The 17,352-nt window shown below is 63.4% G+C and carries 15 protein-coding genes; 12 read left to right on the top strand and 3 right to left on the bottom strand.

Annotated elements, in window-relative coordinates; genetic code table 11:
• Nucleotides 1–5: 5 nt before the first annotated feature.
• From lpdA to KY465_RS14350, 4 genes are all read left to right on the top strand, one after another.
• Nucleotides 6–1,454, top strand: coding sequence for a dihydrolipoyl dehydrogenase (gene lpdA, locus KY465_RS14365; protein WP_219202504.1), 1,449 nt, complete (start codon nucleotides 6–8; stop codon nucleotides 1,452–1,454).
• A 65-nt stretch (nucleotides 1,455–1,519) separates the two neighbouring features.
• Complete coding sequence (locus KY465_RS14360) at nucleotides 1,520–1,774, top strand: GlsB/YeaQ/YmgE family stress response membrane protein (protein WP_219202502.1); 255 nt, start codon at nucleotides 1,520–1,522, stop codon at nucleotides 1,772–1,774.
• Nucleotides 1,775–1,957: 183 nt separating this feature from the next.
• Nucleotides 1,958–2,944: a lipoyl synthase gene (lipA, locus tag KY465_RS14355; RefSeq protein WP_219202501.1), complete on the top strand. Its 987-nt coding sequence runs from the start codon at nucleotides 1,958–1,960 to the stop codon at nucleotides 2,942–2,944.
• A 4-nt stretch (nucleotides 2,945–2,948) separates the two neighbouring features.
• A complete protein-coding gene (locus KY465_RS14350) occupies nucleotides 2,949–3,518 on the top strand; it encodes a type II toxin-antitoxin system RatA family toxin (RefSeq protein ID WP_219202499.1) in 570 nt (189 codons plus the stop codon).
• Between the two features lie 7 nt (nucleotides 3,519–3,525).
• Here KY465_RS14350 and KY465_RS14345 read toward each other — a convergent pair whose 3' ends face one another.
• Nucleotides 3,526–4,059 carry a CinA family protein gene (locus KY465_RS14345; protein ID WP_219202473.1) on the bottom strand — a complete coding sequence of 178 codons (534 nt, stop codon included), beginning with the start codon at nucleotides 4,057–4,059 and terminating at the stop codon, nucleotides 3,526–3,528.
• Entirely contained in the window at nucleotides 4,056–5,294 is a 1,239-nt protein-coding gene (locus tag KY465_RS14340) for a bifunctional 2-C-methyl-D-erythritol 4-phosphate cytidylyltransferase/2-C-methyl-D-erythritol 2,4-cyclodiphosphate synthase (protein WP_219202471.1), read from the bottom strand. The genes KY465_RS14345 and KY465_RS14340 overlap by 4 nt, the downstream gene beginning before the upstream one ends.
• A 186-nt stretch (nucleotides 5,295–5,480) precedes the next feature.
• On the opposite strand from KY465_RS14340, the gene dusB reads away from it, so the two are divergent.
• From dusB to hflX, 8 genes are all read left to right on the top strand, one after another.
• Nucleotides 5,481–6,530: a tRNA dihydrouridine synthase DusB gene (gene dusB, locus KY465_RS14335; protein ID WP_219202806.1), complete on the top strand. Its 1,050-nt coding sequence runs from the start codon at nucleotides 5,481–5,483 to the stop codon at nucleotides 6,528–6,530.
• Nucleotides 6,527–7,678: a two-component system sensor histidine kinase NtrB gene (locus KY465_RS14330; protein ID WP_219202470.1), complete on the top strand. Its 1,152-nt coding sequence runs from the start codon at nucleotides 6,527–6,529 to the stop codon at nucleotides 7,676–7,678. The genes dusB and KY465_RS14330 overlap by 4 nt, the downstream gene beginning before the upstream one ends.
• Nucleotides 7,675–9,126, top strand: coding sequence for a nitrogen regulation protein NR(I) (ntrC, locus tag KY465_RS14325; RefSeq protein WP_219202469.1), 1,452 nt, complete (start codon nucleotides 7,675–7,677; stop codon nucleotides 9,124–9,126). Before KY465_RS14330 ends, ntrC begins: the two co-directional genes overlap by 4 nt.
• A gap of 199 nt (nucleotides 9,127–9,325) precedes the next feature.
• Nucleotides 9,326–11,674 (top strand): sensor histidine kinase NtrY-like, encoded by a 2,349-nt coding sequence (locus tag KY465_RS14320; protein ID WP_428983024.1) that lies wholly within the window; start codon nucleotides 9,326–9,328, stop codon nucleotides 11,672–11,674.
• A complete protein-coding gene (gene ntrX / locus KY465_RS14315; RefSeq protein WP_219202464.1) occupies nucleotides 11,664–13,028 on the top strand; it encodes a nitrogen assimilation response regulator NtrX in 1,365 nt (454 codons plus the stop codon). Before KY465_RS14320 ends, ntrX begins: the two co-directional genes overlap by 11 nt.
• A 29-nt stretch (nucleotides 13,029–13,057) precedes the next feature.
• Nucleotides 13,058–14,434, top strand: coding sequence for a Trk system potassium transporter TrkA (gene trkA / locus KY465_RS14310; RefSeq protein WP_219202462.1), 1,377 nt, complete (start codon nucleotides 13,058–13,060; stop codon nucleotides 14,432–14,434).
• 311 nt (nucleotides 14,435–14,745) lie between these two features.
• Nucleotides 14,746–14,994, top strand: coding sequence for an RNA chaperone Hfq (gene hfq / locus KY465_RS14305; RefSeq protein ID WP_219202460.1), 249 nt, complete (start codon nucleotides 14,746–14,748; stop codon nucleotides 14,992–14,994).
• 67 nt (nucleotides 14,995–15,061) lie between these two features.
• On the top strand, nucleotides 15,062–16,465 hold the full coding sequence (gene hflX, locus KY465_RS14300) for a GTPase HflX (RefSeq protein WP_219202458.1): 1,404 nt from the start codon (nucleotides 15,062–15,064) through the stop codon (nucleotides 16,463–16,465).
• Between the two features lie 12 nt (nucleotides 16,466–16,477).
• On the opposite strand, the gene mazG is transcribed toward hflX, so the two are convergent.
• Nucleotides 16,478–17,326: a nucleoside triphosphate pyrophosphohydrolase gene (gene mazG, locus KY465_RS14295; protein WP_219202456.1), complete on the bottom strand. Its 849-nt coding sequence runs from the start codon at nucleotides 17,324–17,326 to the stop codon at nucleotides 16,478–16,480.
• Nucleotides 17,327–17,352 lie beyond the last annotated feature (26 nt).

Genomic DNA, 17,352 nt, shown 5'->3' with positions numbered 1-17,352 from the left:
GCCACATGGCTGACACGGCTTACGACATCATCATCATCGGCTCGGGACCGGGCGGATACATCGCCGCCATCCGCGCCGCCCAGCTCGGCATGAAGACGGCCATCGTCGAGCGCGAACACCTGGCGGGGATCTGTTCCAACTGGGGCTGCATTCCCACCAAGGCGCTGCTGCGCTCGGCGGAAATCTTTCACTACGCCCAGCATCCGGGTGACTATGGCGTTGCCATTGACGGCAAGGTGAGCGCCGACATCGAAGCCATCGTCAAGCGCTCGCGCGGCATCGCCCAGCGCATGAACAACGGTGTCGGCTTCCTGATGAAGAAGAACAAGGTCGACATCATCTGGGGCGAGGCCGAGATCCGCAAGGCCGGCGAAATCGTGGTCACCGAAACCAAGAAGAAGCCGGTCGAGCCGCAGGTTCCGAAACCGAAGAACACGCTCGGGCCGGGCACCTACAAGGCCAAGCATATCGTCATCGCCACCGGTGCGCGGCCGCGCGCTCTGCCGGGCCTTGAACCGGACGGCAAGCTGATCTGGACCTATTTTGAAGCGATGAAGCCGGAAAAGCTGCCGAAATCGGTGCTGGTCATGGGGTCCGGCGCCATCGGCATCGAATTTGCCTCCTTCTACCGCTCGCTCGGTGTCGACGTCACCGTCGTCGAGGTGATGAAGACGGTGATGCCGGTCGAGGACGCCGAGATATCTGCCCTTGCGAAAAAGCAATTCGAGAAACAGGGGATGAAGATCCATCTCGAAGCCAAGGTCACCAAGGTCGACAAGCAGGCGGATGCGATCACCGCTCATGTCGAGATGAAGGACGGCAAGGTGGAAAAGATCACCGCCGACCGCATGATCTCCGCCGTCGGCGTGCAGGCCAATGTCGAGAAGATCGGTCTCGAGGCCGCGGGTGTGAAGACGGAGCGCGGTTTCATCGCCATTGATGGCTACGGCCGCACCAATGTCGATGGCATCTACGCGATCGGCGATGTCGCCGGCCCGCCGATGCTGGCCCACAAGGCCGAGCATGAAGCCGTCATCTGTGTCGAAAAGATCGCCGGCCAGAAGAACGTGCATCCGATGGACAAGGCCAAGATCCCCGGCTGCACCTATTGCCATCCGCAGGTCGCCTCGGTCGGCCTCACCGAGGCGAAAGCCAAGGAAGCCGGGCGCGATATCCGTGTCGGACGGTTTCCCTTCGTCGGCAACGGCAAGGCGATCGCCATGGGCGAGGATCAGGGGCTGGTCAAGACGATCTTTGACAAGAAGACCGGCGAACTGCTTGGCGCTCACATGGTCGGCGCCGAGGTCACCGAGCTGATCCAGGGCTTCGTGGTTGCCATGAACCTTGAGACCACCGAGGAAGAATTGATGCATGCGGTCTTCCCGCATCCGACAATTTCTGAGACGATGAAGGAAAGTGTCCTTGATGCCTATGATCGGGCCTTGAATGTTTGAGGCGGAACCAGGGCACGCGGGCCGCGTTCAATGTACAGCGTACTTTTCCAACCACGGAGGCGACATTGGATCTCAACGGAATGGGCCTGTTAGGGGCCATCATCATCGGCGGTCTGGCGGGCTGGCTCGCCGAGAAATTCATGAAGAGCGATATGGGGCTCTTGATGAACATCATTCTCGGCATCGTCGGCGCCGTAGTCCTGAATTTTCTCTTGAGCCTGGTCGGGATCGGCACCGGCACCGGCTGGCTGGTCTATCTGATCGTCGGCTTCATCGGCGCCTCTCTGCTCATCGCAATCGCGCGGATGGTTCGGCGCTAGAGGCGCAGCCACGCAAAATCACAAACTTCAGTCAGGCCACCTAGCTAACACGGGTGGCCTGACAAATCCTGTCGGGCCGCCTATATAGGGCGCACACGACCCGTTCGCACGCGCATGTCCGATTCCTGGCACTCAGGCAAATCGGCTTCACGCGCTGTTCACCGGGGGAAGGCAGGAACAGGCATGGTCACCATTCTCGACACGATCAACGACAAGCCCGCGGGTGGCGGCGAAAAGCGCGTCCGCCATCCCGAGAAGCAGCACCGACCCGATACCGAGATCAAGCGCAAGCCGGAATGGATCCGCGTCCGCGCCCCGACATCGCGCGGCTATCTCGAAACGCGCCAGATCGTCAAAGAGCACAATCTGGTCACCGTCTGCGAAGAGGCTGGCTGTCCGAATATCGGTGAGTGCTGGGACAAGAAGCACGCCACCTTCATGATCATGGGCGAGATCTGCACGCGCGCATGCGCCTTTTGCAATGTCATAACCGGGCGCCCCAACGCGCTCGATCCTGAAGAGCCGGGCAATGTCGGACGCGCGGTGCGCGAGATGGGCCTCAACCACGTGGTGATCACCTCCGTCGACCGTGACGATCTCGACGACGGTGGCGCCCAGCATTTCGTCGAGGTGATCGAGGCGATCCGCACCATGGCCCCCGGCACCACCATCGAGATCCTGACACCGGATTTCCTGCGCAAGCCCGGTGCTCTCGAAAAGGTCGTCGCCGCACGGCCCGACGTCTTCAACCACAATCTCGAGACGGTGCCGTCAAATTATCTCACCGTCCGTCCGGGCGCCCGCTATTTCCATTCGATTCGCCTGTTGCAGCGCGTCAAGGAACTCGACCCGACCATCTTCACCAAATCCGGCATCATGGTCGGTCTGGGCGAGAAGAGAAACGAGGTCTTGCAACTGATGGACGACCTGCGATCGGCGGATGTCGATTTCCTGACCATCGGCCAGTATCTGCAGCCGACCCGCAAGCACCATGCGGTGATCGATTTCGTCACGCCTGACGCATTCAAGAGCTACGAAACCACCGCCTATTCCAAGGGCTTCCTGATGGTTTCCGCCAGCCCGTTGACCCGCTCTTCGCACCATGCCGGCGAGGATTTCGCGCGGCTGCGTGCGGCCCGCGAAGCCAAAGCAGCCCAGCAAACCGCCTGAGACCATGCCGCAATTTGAAACACGAAGAGCGGTCGCCCATACGCCGCGCCAGATGTTCGATCTCGTCGCCGATGTCGAGCGCTATCCGGAGTTCCTGCCGCTCTGCGAGGACCTGACGGTGCGCAACCGGCGCGAAAGGGACGGCAAGACCCTGCTCGTTGCCGACATGACGGTCGGCTACAAGGCCATTCGCGAGACGTTCACCAGCCAGGTGCTGCTCAAGCCCGACGAGCTCGAGATCGAGGTCAAGTATATCGACGGGCCTTTTCGCTATCTCGACAACCGCTGGACATTCCGGCCGGCCTCCGTCGGTGCCGGGCCCGCCAGTGGGGCGCCCGTCGCGTCCGGTTCCGAGCCGGGCCAGGCGCCGCAGCCTGGCGCGGCGCAGCCGACCGGCACCGAGATATGCTTTTACATCGAATACGAGTTCAGAAACCGCCTGCTTGGCGGCTTGATGGGCACGATGTTCGACCGCGGTTTCCGCATGTTCTCCTCGGCCTTTGAAAAGCGCGCCGATCAGGTCTACGGCACCGGCGCTGTCTCCAATTCGACCTCCACCCCGGCCTCCACCTAGGCCCGGGTCAGCCCGACGAGGGTTCGCGCAGCGCCTCGCGCAAGGCTTCCAGCGCCGCATGCACGCTGGCAAAGGTATTCAGATCGCGGCTCCAGTCTTCCGGCCATTGCAGCTTCATCGCGGTCGGAGTGCTGCCGGCGCGCGCTATGCCGAGATACACAAGCCCGACCGGTTTTTCCGCAGATCCTCCGTTCGGCCCGGCAATGCCCGTCGCAGCGACCGCGAAATCCGCCTGCGCGGCGGCAAGCGCCCCGGCAGCCATCTCCCGCGCTGTCTGCGGCGATACGGCTCCATACCGCTCGAGGGTGGCTGGCTTGACGCCAAGCATCGTCGACTTCGCCGCATTCGAATAGGTGACATAGCCGCAATTGAACATCGATGAGGCACCGGGGATCGATGTGATCATGCCGGAAATCATGCCGCCGGTGCACGATTCGGCGGTCGTGGCGAATACGCCGGCGGCGGTGAATTCTTCGACCAGGGCCTCGGCGGCGCTGCGACAGTCATCAAGGATCGATGTCGTTTCCGGGCTGAGCTTCATGTTAGCACTCCATAGGACACATTCGCTGTCGCGATCGCCGCTATACCTTCTTCGCGACCGATAAAGCCCATCTTCTCGTTGGTCGTGGCTTTGACCGAGCAGCGATCGACCGAGATCCCGAGAATATCCGCAAGCCGGCTTCGCATCGCGTCCCGGTGCGGTCCGATCTTCGGCGCCTCGGCGATCAGCGAGACATCAACGTTCAAGATCGTGCCGCCGTTCCGCGCCACGATCTCTCCCGCCTTCTGCAGAAAGACGAAAGAGGCCGCGCCCTTCCATTGCGGATCGGAAGGCGGAAAATGCGTCCCGATGTCACCGGCGCCGCAGGTGGCCAGCAAGGCGTCGGTCAGCGCATGCAGCGCCACATCGGCATCCGAATGCCCGTCGAGTCGCCGGTTATGCGGAATGTTCACGCCGCACAGCGTGACATGGTCCCCGGCCACCAGCCGGTGCACGTCGTAGCCGTTGCCGCTGCGAATGTCCGGGCAGGGCGCGCTGACGCGGCGTTCGGCCATGGCAAGATCCTCCGACGTGGTCAGTTTGATGTTCCCGGTCGCGCCGCCGACCATTGTCACCGCGATTCCGGCCCATTCAGCCAGGGCGCAGTCATCGGTAAAATGATCTTTCTCTTCGGCCACCGCGGCCCGATGTGCAGCCAGAATCCGGGTAAAGTCAAAACCCTGCGGCGTCTGTGCCGCAAACAGTCCGTCGCGCGCCACGGTTTCGACCACCGTGCCACTGGCATTGCCGCGCTTCAGCGTATCGCTGACCGCAACGACAGGCAGCGCTGCCGCCGCGCCATCTTCGAGCGCCGTGACGACATTGTCGAGGATCGTGTCGCTGACGAAGGGGCGCGCCGCATCATGAATGAGGACGGCGCGCGGTGGGGTGGCGGCAAATGCCGACAGGGCCTCGAGGCCACGCCGGCAGGAGATCTGACGGCTGGCGCCGCCGTGCACATGCCGGATCGGGATCGGGCTGTCCACCTGTCGCACCGCATCGGCAAACAGCTCTTCGTCATCGGGATGAATGACCACAAGAATCCCGGAGATCGCCGGGTGCCGGGCGAAAACCGCGAGCGTGCGGCTGATGACGGGCCGGCCACCAAGCCGGCGGTATTGCTTCGGTTTTCCGTCCTCGCAGGCGGCGCGGCTGCTCCGACCGGCCGCCGCGATCACCGCCCAGGTTCCGCGCTCAGCGCCGAAATCAGCCGCTCGTAGGTCACCTGGCGTCATGCACACTCATCCTTTGATGTCTTCGGCGATGGTCACTCGCATCGGGTCAGCCGAGGACCGGCGACCGAAAAAAACCTTCTGTGCCGGACAACAAGACACTTGGCAAGCCGCGTTCAGATGGCTAAAAAATATGCAACGAATAAAACTGCACATATGGTACGCATATCAATGCCGATCGATGCCGAAATGAAAACAGCCGCCCGCCCCGCCGAACAGGCCGTGGCGGCGACCGTGACGAATCTGGCATCTGAGCTGAATATCGCCGGCGTGCCACTGCGCAACCGGGTATTTCTCGCGCCGATGTCGGGGGTTACCGATCTGCCGTTCCGCCGGCTCGCCGCATCCTTCGGCGCCGGCATGGTGGTCACCGAAATGGTTGCCAGCCAGGAGCTCGTGACACACAGCCGCGAATCCTGGGCGCGTCTGCGCGGTGCCGGCCTGTCGCCGCATGTGGTGCAACTCGCCGGCCGCGAGGCGCACTGGATGGCGGAAGCAGCGCGCATTGCCGAAGGCGAGGGGGCGGCGATCATCGACATAAACATGGGCTGCCCGGCCAAGAAGGTCACTGGCGGCTACTCCGGTTCGGCGCTGATGCGCGAGCCTACCCGCGCCCTCTCGATGATCGAGGCGACGGTCGCGGCGGTGTCGGTTCCGGTCACCCTCAAGATGCGGCTGGGCTGGGACGAGAACAGCCTCAATGCCGCCGATCTGGCGCGCGCCGCCGAACAGGCCGGCATCCAGATGATCAGCGTGCACGGGCGCACGCGCTGCCAGTTCTACAAGGGCCGGGCCGACTGGCCGGCCATCGCCCGCGTTCGCGGCGCCGTCTCCGTGCCGTTCGTGGCCAATGGCGACATTCGCACGGCGGAAGATGCGCGCCAGTGCCTGGCGATCACCGGTGCCGACGCAGTGATGATCGGTCGCGGCGCCCAGGGGCAGCCCTGGCTGTGCGGCGAGATCGCCGGCTCCGGGTGTCAGCCGGCCACCCCGGCGGCGCGCGCATCGATCGCGGTCAATCACTATGCCATGATGCTCGAGCATTACGGCATCGATGTCGGCCTGCGTCACGCCCGCAAGCATCTTGGCTGGTATCTCGACGCCTGGGCGCCGGCAACGCCGAGGTCACAGCGCCTGGCGATCATGACCGGCGAGAGCGCGACAACGGTCGAGCGGCTTTTGTGCCAGGCCCTGTCGCACCCTGCGGAAGGCGCCGCTGACCGGGCCGACGCCGCATGACCGCTTCCGCCGCTGATCCGGCCGGACGCAACACCGCCGCGGAAATCCTCAATGCGATCCAGCATCCGGTCATCCGTGTTGATGCCGACGGCCGAACGGTCTTCGCCAACTGGCAGGCAGAAGCCTTTTTCGGGGCCAGCGCCACTCATCTGGCGCGCACCACCATTGATACGCTGGTGCCGTTCGGCAGCCCCTTGCTGGCCCTGATCGATCAGGTGCGCCGGCGCCGCGCACCGATCAATGAATACCGCGTCGACCTCAGTTCTCCCCGCCTTGGCGGCGACAAGCTGGTCGATCTCTACGCCGCACCGCTCGCCGGTGCCACGGAGGATGATGTCGTCATCGTGCTGCAGGCGCGGTCGATGGCCGACAAGATCGACCGTCAGCTGACCCACCGTGGCGCCGCCCGCTCGGTTACCGGCCTGGCATCGATGCTGGCGCATGAAATCAAGAATCCCCTGTCGGGCATCCGTGGCGCCGCGCAATTGCTCGAAGGCTCCGTCGGCGCCGAGGACCGCGCTCTGGCGCGCCTGATCCGCGATGAGACCGACCGGATCGTCTCGCTTGTCGACCGCATGGAGATGTTCTCCGATGAGAGGCCGATCGACCGCGAGCCGGTCAATATTCACTCGGTCCTCGACCACGTCAAATCGGTGGCGCAAGCCGGGTTCGCGCGCCATATCCGCTTTACCGAACGCTACGATCCGTCGCTGCCGCCGGTCTATGCCAACCGCGATCATCTCGTGCAGGTGTTCCTCAATCTGGTCAAGAACGCCGCCGAGGCGGTTGGCAACCAGCGCGATGGCGCCATCGTGCTGACCACCGCCTATCGGCCGGGGATCAAACTATCGGTCCCGGGCAGTTCCGGGCGCGTCTCCCTGCCGCTCGAGTTTTGTGTTCAGGACAATGGGCCGGGCGTGCCGCGTGATCTGCTGCCGCTGCTGTTTGACCCGTTCATCACCACGAAGACCAACGGCACCGGCCTCGGCCTTGCCCTGGTGGCGAAGATCATCGGCGGCCACGGCGGCATCGTCGAGTGTGACAGCCAGGAGGCGAAAACGACATTTCGCGTCCTGATGCCGGCCTCGCGCGTGGCGGCCGGGACAGCCGATGCGGCGGAAGATGAGACGAAGGAAGCGACGCGATGAGCCAGGCAACCATACTTGTGGCCGACGATGATGCGGCGATCCGCACGGTTCTCAATCAGGCCCTGTCGCGCGCCGGCTACCAGGTGCGCATCACGTCCAATGCCGCAACGCTGTGGCGCTGGGTGGCCGCAGGAGAGGGCGATCTGGTCATCACCGACGTCGTCATGCCCGATGGCAATGCCTTTGATCTTCTGCCGCGCTTTCGCAAGTCCCGGCCCGATCTGCCGATCCTGGTGATGAGTGCCCAGAACACCTTCATGACCGCCGTCAAGGCGTCGGAAGGGGGCGCCTATGACTATCTGCCGAAGCCTTTTGACCTGACGGAGATGATCGGCATCGTCGGCCGGGCGCTGGCTGAACCGAAAAAGCAGACGCTCGCCGGTGCCGACGAGAATGCCGAAGGCATGCCCCTGGTTGGCCGTTCTGCGGCCATGCAGGAGATCTACCGCCTGCTGGCCCGCCTGATGCAGACGGATCTGACCCTGATGATCACCGGCGAATCGGGCACCGGCAAGGAACTGGTCGCGCGCGCCCTGCACGACTACGGTAAACGCCGCAACGGACCTTTCGTCGCCATCAACATGGCGGCGATCCCGCGTGACCTGATCGAATCCGAACTGTTCGGCCACGAGAAGGGCGCTTTCACCGGCGCCCAGAGCCGCTCCAAGGGCCGCTTCGAACAGGCCGAGGGCGGCACCCTGTTTCTCGATGAAATCGGCGACATGCCGATGGATGCGCAAACCCGGTTGCTGCGCGTCCTGCAGCAGGGCGAATACACCACCGTCGGCGGCCGCACGCCGATCAGCACCGATGTGCGCATAGTCGCGGCCACCAACAAGGATCTGAAAAGCCTGATAAATCAAGGGCTTTTTCGAGAAGATCTCTATTATCGCTTGAATGTCGTGCCGATGCGGTTGCCCGCCCTGCGCGATCGCGCCGCCGACATTCCCGACCTTGTCCGCCATTTCATCCGCCAGGCAGCCGAGGAAGGACTGGAAGCCAAGCGCTTTGACACCGCGGCGCTGGAGTTGATGCGTTCCTTCCCCTGGCCCGGCAATGTCCGCGAACTGGAAAACGTCGTTCGCCGGATCATGGCGCTCTACCCCCAGGACGTCATCACCGCCGAGATCGTCGAGAACGAACTGCGCGCCGAAACCGCCGAGCCGGATGACGCGCCAACAACGATCTCCAGCCGCCCGAGCATCGGCCAGGCGGTCGAAGACAATCTGCGCCGCACCTTCGCGGAGGCGGGCGAGACGCTTCCCGCCTCCGGTCTCTACCACCGCGTCATCGGTGAGGTTGAACAGCCCCTGATTCTCGCCGCGCTGACGGCGACGCGCGGCAACCAGATCCGCGCCGCCGAGCTATTGGGGCTGAACCGCAATACGCTGCGCAAGAAAATTCGCGATCTGGATATCGCCGTCTACCGCAGTCCCCGCCCGCAGTAACACCCCGTCGCGCCGGATCCGCCGGCCATCGCGGCCTGCAGCGCCGGGCCGTTCCCGTGCACAAGCGGTAAAAGTGCCGAAGGTCAGCTTGACTTCGCGGCGCCCGGAGTTGCATTTTCGCCACAATCTGTTGCTCTACGGCAACGATTGCGGGGGCGCAATTTGATCGGCGAATTGGAGATACGGGCGGCCCATGGCCATGCCAACGCAATCCACCCAGGATGACGAGCTGACAAACCCGGTGCTGCAACGGCATCGCGAGAACACGCTGACGCTGCCCGGCATGGCGCTCGTCGGCTGCGCTTTTCTCAGTGCCCTGGCTTCCTTTGCCATCCTTCTCGGCCTGACACCGATCGAGCCGGTTGATTCGGTCGTTCTCACGGCGCTCATCGTCAATCTGCTGTTCGTCGTCAGCATGCTCGTCCTGGTGTTTCTCGAAATCCGCACCCTGGTACGCGCCCGCAAGCGCCGCAAGGCGGCGGCGCGGCTGCATATTCGCGTCGTGGCGCTGTTCTCCATCGTCGCCATCGTGCCGGCGATCCTGATCGCCATCGTCGCCACCATCACCCTCGATGTCGGGCTCGATCGCTGGTTTTCCCTGCGCACCAAGTCGATCGTCAATTCATCGCTCTCGGTGGCCGAGGCCTATGTTCTGGAAAATGCCCGCTTTTTGCAGGGCCAGACCGTATCCATGGCCAATGATCTCGACAATGCCCGCTCGCTCTACAGCCTGGATCGCACCGGCTTCGCCAACTTCATGACCCGCCAGGCGATCGGGCGCGGCCTGCTCGGCGCATTTCTCGTGCGCGCCGATGGCAGCGTCATTCTGCAGGCCGACAAACGCACCGAACGTCCGTTGCCGGCCATTCCGCCGGACGCCCTGCGCGACGCCGTCAATGGCAAACCGGCCCTGATCCCGCCCGGCATCACCAATCTGGTCGGTGCGGTGATGCCGTTGCAGCAGATCGACGATGCCTATCTCTACACCGTGCGCGCCGTCGATCCCAAGGTGATGCGATCGATGCGCCAGATGCAAGAAGCGACCGAGGAGTATCAGACGCTGGAAAAGGGCAGGGCGCCGCTGCAACTCGCCTTTGCCATCCTTTACCTTGGCTTCGCGCTGATCGTTCTGATTGCCGCGATCTGGACGGCAATTGCCGTCGCCGACCGCCTGGTGCGCCCGATCCGCGTCCTGATCAATGCATCCGACATGGTGGCCTCCGGCAATCTCGATGTCGTCGTTCCGGTGCGCACGTCCGATGGCGACGTCGGTTCACTGGCCAAGACCTTCAACAACATGATCGTGCAGATCCGCACCCAGCGCGACGAAATCCTGCGCGCCAAGGATCAGATCGACGACCGGCGCCGCTTTACCGAGGCGGTGCTGTCAGGCGTCTCGGCCGGTGTCATCGGGGTCGACCACGACGCCCGCATCACCATCGCCAACCGTTCGGCGGCCAAGCTGCTGTCTGATTCCGAAGGCGATATCGTCGGCCAGCCCTTTGGCGAACTGGCTCCCGAATTCGCCGATATCGTGGCAAGGGCCGCCCTGTTGCCCGGCCGCGAGACGCGCACCCAGCTGGTCCTCAGGCGCAGCGGCAAGGAACGCACGCTCGACGTCAAGGTGACCCGCGAAGAAAGCCACGACGGCCAGGAATCCTTTGTCATCACCATCGATGACATCACCGATCTCCTGATTGCACAAAGATCGACGGCCTGGGCCGATGTCGCCCGCCGCATTGCCCACGAGATCAAGAATCCGCTGACCCCGATCCAGCTGTCGGCCGAGCGTATTCGCCGCCGCTATGGCAAGCGCATTCCCGATGAGGACCGCGCCGTCTTCGATCAATGCACCGACACGATCATTCGCCAGGTCGAGGACATCGGCCGCATGGTCGATGAATTTTCGTCATTCGCGCGCATGCCGAAACCGTCCAAGACCAGGGCCAGCCTGCGCGAAATCCTGCGTGAGACCGTCTTCCTGCGGGAAGTCAGCCGCCAGGACATCACATTCGAGAAAGACTGGCCCGACGAGGCGATGGAGGGCATGTTCGACGCCCGCATGCTGTCCCAGGCCTTCGGCAATCTGCTCAAGAATGCCACGGAAGCGATCGATGCCGTCGCCCCGGACGAAACGCGCGATGGCAAGACCATCCTCATCCGGGCGCGCCCCGCAAATGCCGAGGATGGCGCCGGCAGTGCCGAGGAGGGAGCTTATGTCGTCGATATCATCGATAATGGTCGCGGCTTGCCCACCGACAATCGACACCGCCTTCTCGAGCCCTACATGACTATGCGCGACAAGGGCACCGGTCTTGGCCTGGCGATCGTCAAGAAGATCGTCGAGGATCACGGCGGCACACTGCAGCTGCGCGACGCGCCCGCCGAATTCGATCAGGGAAAAGGCGCCATGATTTCCGTTTGGCTGCCGGTTCGCGCCGCGGCGGCCACGGACCAGGACGACGGCGAAACGCAGGCCGATGGTGTCACGCACAAGCACGCCGCTACAACAGCCAACCACGCGACGGAGACGGATAATGGCCTCTGACATTCTTGTAGTTGACGATGAAGCGGACATCCGCGACCTCGTTTGCGGCATTCTGGATGACGAGGGACATGAAGCCCGGTCGGCGCACGATGCCGACAGTGCGCTTGCAGCCATTTCCGACCGTGTGCCGCGGCTTGTCCTGCTCGACATCTGGTTGCAGGGCAGCCGCCTTGACGGCCTGGCGCTGCTTGATGAAATCAAGGCCCGCTACCCCGAATTGCCGGTGGTGATGATCTCCGGTCACGGCAACATCGAGACGGCCGTTTCGGCCATCCGCCGCGGCGCCTATGACTTCATCGAGAAACCCTTCAAGGCCGACCGACTGGTCCTCGTCGCCGAGCGCGCGCTGGAAACCTCGAAACTGAAAAAGGAAGTCTCCGATCTCAAGAAACGGTCCGGCGACCCGGTCGAATTGATCGGCACATCCGTCGCCATCTCGCAGCTCAAGCAGATGATCGAGAAGGTGGCCCCGACCAATTCGCGCATCATGATCATGGGACCGTCAGGCAGTGGCAAGGAACTGGTCGCCCGCCTGATTCACGAGAGCTCACAGCGCGCCAATGGCCCGTTCGTCGTGCTCAACGCCGCCGCCATCACGCCTGACCGCATGGAAATGGCGCTGTTCGGCACCGAGAGCACCTCGAGTCACGAGCGACGCATCGGCGTTCTCGAGGAGGCGCATGGCGGTATTCTCTATATCGACGAAATCGCCGACATGCCGCGCGGCACCCAGAACAAGATCTTGCGCGTGCTTGTCGACCAGCAGTTCGAAAGGGTGGGCGGCACCAAGCGCGTCAAGGTCGATGTCCGCATCATCTCCTCGACCGCCGTCAATCTCGAGCAGATGATCGCCGATGGCGAGTTCCGGCAGGACCTGTATCACCGCCTGGCGGTGGTCCCGATCCGCGTGCCCTCGCTGATGGAACGGCGCGAGGACATTCCCTTCCTGGTCGACACCTTCATGCGCCAGATCTCCGAGCAGGCCGGCATCCGCAACCGCAAGATCGGCGACGATGCGATGGCGGTGATCCAGGCCCACAGCTGGCCGGGCAACATCCGGCAGCTGCGCAACTATATGGAAAGATTGATGATTCTGGCACGCAACGAGGGTCCGGAAACGACGATCAACGCCGACATGTTGCCCGATGATGTCTCCGACTTGCTGCCCAAGACCGGTTCCGGCAATGCCGAGCACATCATGACCCTGCCGCTGCGCGAGGCGCGCGAGATGTTCGAGCGCGACTATCTGATTGCCCAGATCAACCGCTTCGGCGGCAATATATCGCGCACCGCCGAATATGTCGGCATGGAACGGTCGGCACTGCATCGCAAATTGAAGTCGCTTGGCGTATAAGACGCGCGCAACTTCACTGGGGGCACGTCATGAAGGTGATCATCTGCGGGGCCGGGCGGGTTGGCTACGGCATTGCCGAACGTCTGGCGGCGGAGGAAAACGATGTGTCGGTCATCGACACATCGGCTGACCTGATCCAGGGCATCCGCGATACGCTCGATGTGCGTGGCTATGTCGGCCATGGCGCGCATCCGGACATGCTGGCCAAGGCCGGCGCCGCGCAGGCCGACATGATCATCGCCGTCACGCTGTACGATGAAGTCAACATGGTCGCCTGCCAGGTGGCGCATTCGCTGTTCAACGTGCCGACAAAGATCGCCCGTATCCGCGCCCAAAGCTATCTCGAGCCCCATTGGGCCGACCTGTTCTCGCGCGATCACATGCCGATCGACGTCATCATTTCGCCGGAGGTCGAGGTCGGGCAGGTGATCCTGCGGCGCATCGCTCTTCCGGGTGCCAATGACGCCGTGCGCTTCGCCGATGATGCCATCGTCATGGTCGCCATCGAATGCCTCGAGGACTGTCCTGTCGTCAACACGCCCCTCGACCAGCTCAGTGAGCTGTTTCCCGATCTCAACGCGACCGTTGTCGGGGTCTGGCGCCATGAAAAGCTGTTCGTGCCGCATTCATCCGACCAGCTTGAAACCGGCGACCTCGCCTATGTCGTCTGTCAGCGCGACACCGTGCGGCGGACCCTCAGCCTGTTCGGCCATGAGGAGCAGGAGGCGGCCCGCATCGTCATCGCCGGCGGCGGCAATATCGGCTTCTATGTCGCCCGCGCCATCGAGGAGCGGCAAACCAAGGCCCGCCTGAAGATCATCGAGAACGACCGCAGCCGCGCTGTTGCCATCGCCGACACCCTCAGCCGCACCGTGGTCATCAACGGCTCCTCGCTCGACCAGGAGATCCTCATCGAGGCGGATGTCCCGGATGCCGATTTGCTGGTGGCGCTGACCAATGACGACCAGGCCAATATTCTCACATCCGTGATGGCCAAGCGCCTTGGCTGCAAGGCGAACATGGCGCTGATCAACAATCCGACCTATCACGGGTTCACGCGCACGCTCGGCATCGACGCGCATATCAACCCGCGTGAAGTCACCATTTCCCGCATTCTCCAGCATGTGCGTCGCGGCCGCATTCGCGCCGTCTACAGTGTGCAGAAGGGCGCCGCCGAGATCATCGAAGCCGAAGCGATGGAAACGTCGCCATTGGTCGGCAAGCCGTTGCGCGAACTTGACCTGCCGGATGGCGTGCGTCTGGGCGCCGTCTACCGCGACAAGAAGGTGATCCGGCCGGACGGCGACACCCGCATCAAGGCCAAGGACCGCGTTGTCATGTTTGCCACGCTCGATGCGGTCAAATATGTCGAGCAGATGTTCCGCGTCAGCCTGGAATTCTTCTGATAGCGCTTGGACGGAGCGATGCTGCCTGGCTCGTCGGCCGTGAAATCGGGGGTGCGACTCTTGCGCTCGAAAACACCTATTTACAAAGCCAGCAAGGAATGATCTTCTTCCAGCGCATGCAGGCCGGGGCAAAACGGCGCCGGCTGTTTTTGCGCGCGGTGCTTTAGGAGCCATTTGCTCCGGATCCGCGTGCGCTGAATGTACCGGCGGCGGGAAGGCGGGTCAGCCAGACCCTGCGGTTCAGGCGGCGCGGGTCGATGGCAATCTCCCGTCCCGGCGGGCAAGAAGAATCACGGAAAGAAAATTCGCAAATGGCTGAGCGCTCTCAGAACCTGCAAGACCTCTTCCTCAACACGGTCCGCAAACAGAAGATCTCGCTGACGATCTTTCTGATCAACGGCGTCAAGCTGACCGGGGTGGTCACCTCATTCGACAATTTTTGCGTCCTGTTGCGCCGCGACGGTCACTCCCAGCTTGTCTACAAGCACGCCATCTCGACCATAATGCCGAGCCAGCCCGTCCAGATGTTCGAGACTGAAGAAGGCGCGGGTGGCGATTGAGCAAATTGCTGCGGGTGCTGCGCGCTGACCTCAGATCCCGCATAGCCCTGGCTTTGCTGGTGACTCCGTGAGCGGAAAATCGAAGGATGACCGCGCCGGCATTGACCGGACGCCGCAGGAGACGCGCGCCGTCGTCCTGGTGCCGGTTCTCAAGCAGCGCCATGGCAACAGTGATGAGAGCGCCTCGCCGACGGCGCGTTCCGACCAGAACCGGCTTGACGAGGCGACCGGACTGGCCGCCGCCATCGATCTTGTCATCGCCGAAGCGTTGGTGGTGCCCGTCTCGACGCCGCGCCCCGGCACCCTGTTCGGCAGCGGCAAGATCGATGAGATCGATGCCCTGATCCATGCCGGCGAGGCCAGCCTGGTGATCGTCGATCATCCGCTGACGCCGGTGCAGCAGCGCAATCTGGAAAGCCACTGGAAGGTCAAGGTGATCGACCGCACCGGTCTGATCCTCGAGATCTTCGGGCGCCGTGCCTCAACGCGTGAGGGCGTGCTGCAGGTCGATCTGGCGCATCTCAACTACCAGAAGGGGCGGCTGGTGCGGTCCTGGACCCACCTTGAACGCCAGCGTGGCGGCGGCGGCTTCATGGGCGGCCCCGGTGAAACCCAGATCGAGGCCGACCGGCGCATGCTGCAGGAGAAGATCCTCAAGCTGGAGCGCGAGCTCGAACAGGTGCGCCGCACCCGGCTTTTGCATCGCTCGAAACGCAAGAAGGTGCCGCACCCCATCGTGGCGCTGGTCGGCTATACCAATGCCGGCAAGTCGACCCTGTTCAATCGCCTGACCGGGTCCGGCGTTCTGGCCGAGGACATGCTGTTTGCCACCCTTGATCCGACCCTACGCCGCATCCGTCTGCCGCATGGCGGCACGGTGATCCTGTCCGATACCGTTGGTTTCATATCCGATCTGCCTACCCATCTGGTTGCCGCCTTTCGTGCCACGCTGGAGGAGGTGGTCGAGGCCGACCTGATCCTGCATGTGCGGGACATGTCCGATCCCGATCGCGCCGCCCAGGCCGCCGATGTCGAGGATATTCTTCAAAGCCTTGGCCTGGGTGAGGGCGATGGCGATGGCGAAGGCGATGGCCGCCGGCTGATCGAGATCTGGAACAAGATCGATCGCCTGTCCCCTGAAGCCGCCGATGATCTCACCCGCCGCGCGCAGGCCACCGAGGATGCGATAGCCGTGTCGGCTCTGACCGGGGAGGGCACCGACCGGCTGCTCGAACGGATCGAAACGGAGATTTCCGGCGCATTGCAGCCGCGGTCGGTGACGGTTTCGCCCGAACGCATGTCGGATCTGCCCTGGCTCTACGAGCACAGCCGCGTGCTTGAACGCACCGACCGTGAAGACGGCGCCGTCGACCTCGAAATCGAGATTACGCTGGCCGCCTCCGCCGAGCTCGACCGCCGGCTCGGGCTTTATCGCGCCGCGTCCGACGATGAGGATGGCGATGAGGACTGACGCGCGGCGCCTCTACTCGGCTTTCGCCGCGCGCGCCTGACGCTCGACCCGCTTGGCATCCTGCCAGTAGGCCTCCATCTCGGCGAGTGTTGCGGCCTCAAGCGTCCTGCCTTCACGGCCCAGCTGCGCCTCGATATGCGCAAAGCGCCGCCGGAATTTGCTGTTGGTGCCGCGCAGCGCCATTTCCGCATCGGTTTTCAGGTGCCGGCCGAGATTGGCAAGCGCAAACATCACATCGCCCAGCTCCTCGGCAGCCGCGTCATGGGCTCCCTCGGCGATGGCACTGCGCAATTCGGCGATTTCCTCCTCGATCTTGTCGAGCACCGGACCGGCCGCGCCCCAGTCGAATCCGACCCGGCTGGCGCTGTCCTGCAATTTCACCGCCTCCATCAGAGCCGGCAGGCTGCGCGGCACGCTGTCGAGGTGCTCCGCAGGGTCCTCGGATGGCAGATCGCGCTCGGCGCGCCGGCGCGCCCGCTCGGCCTTTTCCGCGGCCTTGATGTCCGCCCACTGGGTCTTCACCAATTCCGGGCTGTCGGCGTCGGATACGGCAAACACATGCGGATGCCGGCGAATCATCTTGGCGGTGATCGCCGAAACCACGTCGCCAAACGCAAAATGGCCGGCTTCCTCCGCCATGCGGGCGTGAAACACCACCTGCAGCAGCAGATCGCCCAGTTCGTCACACAGATCGTCGTAATCGGCCCGCTCGATCGCGTCGGCGACCTCATAGGCCTCCTCGATCGTGTAGGGCTTGATGCTTTCGAAATCCTGCTTGACGTCCCAGGGACAGCCGTCCTCGGGATCACGCAGAAGCTGCATGATTTCGACCAGCCGGGAAATGTCGCGCGATGGGGTCATGGCGCCAGCCTATCGCAGCGGGCGGA

This window comes from Neohoeflea coraliihabitans (assembly GCF_019334345.1).
Classification (GTDB): Bacteria; Pseudomonadota; Alphaproteobacteria; order Rhizobiales; family Rhizobiaceae; genus Pseudohoeflea; species Pseudohoeflea coraliihabitans.
This window is presented reverse-complemented; position numbering and strand designations above follow the sequence as displayed.